4 protein-coding genes and 1 pseudogene are annotated in these 4,351 nt (G+C 67.9%); 4 read left to right on the plus strand and 1 reads right to left on the minus strand.

Features of this window, described 5'->3' with window-relative positions; all coding sequences use genetic code 11:
- Positions 1-239: 239 nt before the first annotated feature.
- Complete coding sequence (locus VG296_RS25505) at positions 240-875, minus strand: TetR/AcrR family transcriptional regulator (protein ID WP_325569927.1); 636 nt, start codon at positions 873-875, stop codon at positions 240-242.
- 229 nt (positions 876-1,104) lie between these two features.
- On the opposite strand from VG296_RS25505, the gene VG296_RS25510 reads away from it, so the two are divergent.
- The 4 genes and pseudogenes from VG296_RS25510 to VG296_RS25525 form a co-directional block, all read left to right on the plus strand.
- A complete protein-coding gene (locus tag VG296_RS25510; protein WP_325569930.1) occupies positions 1,105-1,746 on the plus strand; it encodes a nuclear transport factor 2 family protein in 642 nt (213 codons plus the stop codon).
- A gap of 51 nt (positions 1,747-1,797) precedes the next feature.
- Positions 1,798-2,541 carry an SDR family oxidoreductase gene (locus VG296_RS25515; RefSeq protein ID WP_325569932.1) on the plus strand — a complete coding sequence of 248 codons (744 nt, stop codon included), beginning with the start codon at positions 1,798-1,800 and terminating at the stop codon, positions 2,539-2,541.
- A 37-nt stretch (positions 2,542-2,578) separates the two neighbouring features.
- Positions 2,579-3,502, plus strand: coding sequence for an LLM class F420-dependent oxidoreductase (locus VG296_RS25520; RefSeq protein ID WP_325569934.1), 924 nt, complete (start codon positions 2,579-2,581; stop codon positions 3,500-3,502).
- A gap of 284 nt (positions 3,503-3,786) precedes the next feature.
- Positions 3,787-4,351: pseudogene (locus VG296_RS25525) on the plus strand (hypothetical protein); the annotation flags it as partial.

Genomic DNA, 4,351 nt, shown 5'->3' on the forward strand with positions numbered 1-4,351 from the left:
CGCGGTATTCCTGGCCGTTGACCATGTCGCGGAAGACGCCGTCGTCGGTGAACAGGTCGACGAAGCCCTGCACGTTCAGGACGTCGCCTTCGGCGTAGTGGTAGGCCTGGCGGACGACGTGTTCGACTTCGGTGGTCATGGCGGGCTCCCTCGCGAGAAATCAAATGTTTGCTTGAGGAAGAGGCTATGCCGACCCCGCGAGCCTGTCAAGCGATCGTTTGAATTGATTCGCGGATCGATCAGCCCGCGCTGTTCGGGGAGCCGCGGAACGCTCCGGCCAGCATGGGGACCAGCCACCGCTCGATCCGCTCGGGGGGTTCGGCGGCCAGGTCGGCGCCGATGGGCGCCAGCGCGAGCCAGTTGAGCATGCCGGCCGCGCACCGGATGCGGAAGTCCAGCTCCTCGTCGCCGACTCCGGGAAGCTCGGCCGAGAGCTTCCGGGCCACGTCCCGGCGGGACTGCTGGAACTTCGCGGTCAGCCGACCCCAGCTCTCGGGTGGGTCGATCCCGACTCGCGCCACCGTCCGCATGACCGCCAGAGCCGGTCCGCCGGTCGCCAATGCGCGCATCATCGGCCTGATGAACGCCGCGGCCAGATCCTCGATGCTCGACGCGGCGTCGAGTGAGGCGACCGCGTTCATCTGCGCGTCCAGATACAGCTCGAGCGCGTGCTCGATCGCCGAATCGCACAGCGTCTTCAGCGACCCGAAGTGGTAGCTCACCGCGGAGACGTTGGCTCCGGCGTGGTCCGTGATCTCACGGAGGGTCACGCCGTCCTGGCCGTGTTGCGCGAGCAGTTCCACCGTGGCGGCCAGCAGGCCGTCCCGCGTCCGCTGCCCGGCCTCGCGGCGTTGGTCGATCCGTTCCGTCACCATGAACAGTAATCAAACGGCTGATTGACTTTTCTGTCAAGCGGCCGACCGCAGGGCAGGCGGGACGGCCCGCGCCGCTTTCAAATCAAACATTCGCTTGACAGGTCTGCGGCAGCGCTCATACAGTCACTCATGCAGTCAAGCGAGCGTTTGATTTGAAAGCGCCGCACAGGGCGCTCAGCCCCCTCGACGGATCCTCGGATCCCGAGAATCAACCTGGAGGAACACCCACATGAAGTCGCTCGGATGGAAGACGATCGTCACCTCGGCCGCGGTCGCCAGCCTGGCCGGTATCGCCATCGCCGCCGCGCCGGCGCAGGCCGCGAGCCCCGCCGCCGGCAGCAGCACGCAGGCGGCCCACGCGGCCCTGAGTCCCGCCCAGCTGGCGGGGCTGCCGCTCACCAACCGCCATCTGACCCCGCATGAGATCGCCAACCTCGCCGTCGTCCTGAACGCGTACTACGTGGCGCAGGGCGCCACCCTGAACGTCAACGCGTTCATCAACGACTTCGCCAAGGACGGCGTCTTCAACGACGAGGTCGCCGGCAAGACCTATCAGGGCAAGGCCCTCGGCGACGTCGTGACCGGCATGGCCGACGTCTTCCCCGACGTCCACCGCGACCTGAAGAGCATCACCGTCAGCGGCGACGTGGTCAGCCTCGAACTCTCGATCGACGGCACGTTCGAGGGGCCGCTGCAGACCCCGGCGGGCACCCTCAAGCCGAACGGCGCGAAGATCGACGCGCCGACCGCCGACTTCTGGTACCTGCACGACGGCAAGGTCGAGAAGTTCGACTGCTACGTCGGATACACCGACATGTACGCCCAGATGGGCGTGAACCTCGACTGGGCCGGCGCCATCGCCAACAGCTGAACCAAGCCCAGGCCGGGCCCGACAAAGAAACAAAGAAGGAGGGAACCCACAATGAAGACCACGGATAACACGGTTCTGATCGTCGGAGGCACCTCGGGCATCGGGCTCGGTCTGGCCCTTCGCTTCCACGAGTCCGGCAACAAGGTGATCGTCGCCGGCCGTCGCAAGCAACTGCTCGACACCATCACGGCCGGACACCCCGGCATCGAGGCCCTCGTCCTCGACGTCACCGATCCGGCGTCGATCGCCAGCGCCCACGAGACGGTCACCCGCGCGCACCCCGAGCTGAACGTGCTGGTCAACATGGCCGGCATCATGCTGCCCGAGGACGTGCGCGGCCCGGACTTCCTCGCTACCGCCGAGTCGACCGTCACGACGAACCTGCTCGGGCCGATCCGCGTACTCGCCGCGTTCATCCCGCTCCTGGCGAAGCAGCCGGACGCGGCCGTCATCAACGTCTCCTCCGGGCTCGCGTTCGTGCCGCATCCCGTCTCGCCGACGTACAGCGCCACCAAGGCCGCCATCCACTCCTTCACCGAGGGCCTGCGCGTCCAACTCGCCGACACGCCGATCCAGGTGCTCGAACTCGTCCCGCCGGCCGTCCGGACAACGCTGATGGGGCAGCAGGACTCCGAGCAGGCGATGCCCCTGGAGGACTTCCTCGACGAGGCCATGGAGCGGCTGCGGACCGAGCCCGAGGCGAAGGAGATCCTCGTGGAGAACGTCAGGTTCCTGCGCTTCGCCGAGGTCAACGGCGACTATGACAGGGCCCTGGCCATGGTCGGCGGCCACTGATCGGCGCACCACCACCTCTACCACGAGGAGTACCCGAATGAAGCTCGGGCTTCGGCTTCCGCAGAGTGCCAACGTCGACTACGCCACCGATATCGCGCACGTCGCGCGCCGCGCCGAGGAGATCGGTTACGCCGGTCTGTGGGTCTACGAGCGCGTACTGTTCCCTCTCAGCCCGACCGACGGCATGTACGGTGTCCCCGGCCTGCCCTGGGACCCTTACTACGAGTACTGCGCCGACCCGCTGACCGTCCTCACCCTCGCCGCCGCGGCGACGTCGCGGGTGCGGCTGGGCACGTCGATCCTGGTGGGGCCGCTGCACAACGAACTCCACCTTGCCCGCACGCTGGCGACGCTCGACCTCGCCAGCCGCGGCCGCGTCGTGCTGGGTGTCGGCAGCGGCTGGTCGACCGACGAATACCGGGCTGCCGGGGCCGACTTCGGCGCGCGGGGCAGGAGCATGGAAGAGCTCGTCGACGCTCTGCGCGCGCTTTGGTCGCCGAATCCGGTCACGTACTCAGACAGCCGCATGTCGGTCGAGAACGCGCTGGCCAATCCGAAGCCGCAGCGGCCGATCCCGATCGCCTTCGGGGGCAGCGGCGAGCGCGCGCTCAAGCGGGTCGCCGCGAAGGGGGACGGTTGGATCCCGTCCGGGCTCGGCGGCCCGGAACTGGTGGCGGCCTGGAAGCACGTGCGCGAACTCGCCGAGCGCAATGGCCGGGATCCGCAGGCTCTGCAGTTGCTGCCGCTGGCGTGGCTGGGCCTCACCGACGCGCCGCTCGGCGCCGATCGCGGGCTGTTTCAGGGGACGGTCGCGCAGGTCGTCGAGGACCTGGTCGCGACCGCGGAAGCCGGTCCGGACGAGGTGATCATCGGCCTGGAGTCGACGACGAAGAGCGTCGCCGAACTCGTGGACCGCGCGGAGGAGGTCATGGAGGGGGCGAGGGAGGCCGGGGTGGTGTGAACAGCCACGGGGTGCGTCGGCCCGTTGCGGCGAAGGAGCATTCATGAGGAGCGAAGGTTCCGGCACCAAGGCCTGAAACAGCGTCTTGTTTCACGACTACCCTGTAACGATGCTGAGTGGTCTGGACCGGTACTGTCGTGAACCGTTGACGTTGATCGAGCGTACTGCTGATATTCCTCCACAAGTCGTTTCTGGGCGTGTTTCAGAAGCGATGCGAGTATTTCCCACCGCGGCGGCCGCCCACCCCGCCGTTGAACTCGTGCCGAAGGGATCGCCAGATCAGCATGCGGTTACGCACATTCAGATCATGGTTCACCGCCTTGCCCGTCCTCGCGGGCACCGTCCTCGTCTCCGGCGGCCTCGCGGTCGCCACCGCGGGACCCGCAGCCGCGGCCGGCTCCGCGCTGCCCGCCCACTACGCCGCACCCTACCTGCAGATATCCGCTTCCGACGCGGGCGACATCGCCGCCGACGAGGCGGCGACCGGCCTGAAGTACTACACGCTCGCGTTCCTCATCCCGCAGTCCGGCTGTACGCCCAAGTGGGAGGACGACAACTCCGCCGTCGGTGCCTTCTCCTCGCAGATCAGCACCCTGCAGTCCTCCGGCGGCAACGTCATCATCTCCTTCGGCGGCGCGGCCGGCGGCGAGCTCGCGCAGACCTGCACGAGTGTCTCCTCGCTGACCGCCGCGTACCTGAACGTGGTCAACACCTACGGTGTCACCCGCCTCGACTTCGACATCGAGGGCGGCGTGCTTTCCGACACCGCTTCGACCACCCGCCGCGACCAGGCGCTGGCCGCTCTGCAGGCCGAGGATCCGGCGGTGCAGGTGGACTTCACCCTCGCCG

The sequence above is a fragment of the Actinospica sp. genome (assembly GCF_035552695.1).
GTDB lineage: Bacteria > Actinomycetota > Actinomycetes > Streptomycetales > Catenulisporaceae > Actinospica.